The 1,649-nt window shown below is 76.9% G+C and carries 2 protein-coding genes; both read left to right on the top strand.

Annotated features, from left to right (window positions below):
- A partial coding sequence (locus HGA02_RS18630) for an Ig-like domain-containing protein (RefSeq protein WP_168680817.1) occupies positions 1–674 on the top strand: 674 nt, incomplete at its 5' end.
- 187 nt (positions 675–861) lie between these two features.
- Positions 862–1,649 (top strand): glycosyltransferase (locus HGA02_RS18625; RefSeq protein WP_425483081.1); only part of this gene is annotated, 788 nt, incomplete at its 3' end.

Raw genomic sequence — 1,649 nt, 5'->3', positions numbered from 1 at the left:
AGCACCTCCTCATGGCGGGCTCGGCAGGCCAGGCGGCGGACCTGCTCGCGCAGGTCGCGGGCGTCCCGACGACGGCCCCGGTCGCGTCGACGACGTCGCTGCAGCTGCCGTCGTCGACGCCGTTCGGCAAGGCGGTCACCGCGAGGGTCACCGTCCGCGCCGAGGGCGTCACGCCGGAGGGCACGGTCGAGATCCGGGTCGACGGCACGGCGGTGGCCACCGGCACCCTCACCGCGAAGGGCCGCGACCAGGCGGTCGCCGAGGTGCGGCTCCCCGCCGACCTGGCGACCGGCCGGCACACCGTGGTCGCCGTCTACGGCGGCACGGCGTCGACCGACCCGCCCGTCGCCGCGTCGACGTCGGACGCGCGTCGCCTCACGGTCGGCAAGGTCCGGCCCGAGGTCCGCACGGCCGGCACCGACTGGACCGTCGGGCGCGACGACCCGAAGCAGGTGCACGTGCAGGTCGACGGCGTCGCGGGCCACGAGCCCACGGGCACCGTGACCGTGTGGCTCAACGGCCGTCAGGCCGCGACGGGCACGCTCGACGCCGACGGCCACGCCGTCGTCGACCTCCCGCGGTCCACGCGCACGTCGCTCGTGGTCGTCACGTACGGCGGCGACGGCACCTACCTGGCGTCGCTCGCGCTGCCGCGGATCCTCGTCGTGCGCTGACCCACGTCCGACGGCGGGCGGCCGGCCGACCCCGGCCGACCCGCCGCCGGACGCGTCCCGGGTGGGCAGCCGACGTGTCCGCCCGCGGCCCGACGCCACGTGACGGGCATCTCGCGCCCCGCGCGGCGCTCACCCCGCTCCGGGGGCGACAATGGGCGCAGACAGCCGCCCGTCCTCAGGAGCCCACGTGACCTCGGAGCATGCCCCGCGCGTCGCCATGCTCTCGGTTCACACGTCGCCGCTCGACCAGCCGGGCACGGGCGACGCGGGGGGCATGAACGTCTACGTCCTCGAGCTGTCGAAGGCCCTCGCGGCCCGCGGCGCGCGCGTCGAGATCTTCACGCGCGCGACGTCGTCGGACCTGCCGGAGACGGTCGTCGTGCCCGGCACGGACGCGCACGGCCGCACCCTGACCCGCGACGAGTCCCGCGCGGTCCTGCTGGCCGACGAGGTCGACGCGGGCGTCGTCCCGCCCGTCCTGGTGCACCACGTGCCCGCGGGCCCGTTCGAGCGCCTCGACAAGAACGACCTCCCGGGCGTGCTGTGCGGCATGGCCGCGGGCGTGCTGCGCTCCGAGGCCGCGCGCCGGCCCGGCTGGTACGACGTCGTGCACTCGCACTACTGGCTGTCCGGGCAGGTCGGCCAGATCGCGGCGGACCGCTGGGAGGTCCCGCTCGTCCACACGTCGCACACGCTCGCGCGCGTCAAGAACGCGTCGCTCGCCCCCGGCGACGAACCCGAGCCCGGTGGGCGCGTGCTGGGCGAGGAGGAGGTCGTCGCGGCCGCCGACGCGCTGGTCGCGAGCACGCCCGTCGAGGCTCGCGAGCTCGTCGACCTCTACGGTGCCGACCCGTCCCGCGTGCACGTCGTCGAGCCCGGCGTGGACCTCGACCGCTTCGCACCCGTGCCGGACGCGGACCGCCGCGCCGCGCGCGAGGCGCTCGGCCTGCCCGCCGACCGCGGCGTCGTCCTGTT

The sequence above is a fragment of the Cellulomonas septica genome (assembly GCF_012396155.1).
GTDB classification, from domain to species: Bacteria; Actinomycetota; Actinomycetes; order Actinomycetales; family Cellulomonadaceae; genus Cellulomonas; species Cellulomonas septica.
This window is presented reverse-complemented; position numbering and strand designations above follow the sequence as displayed.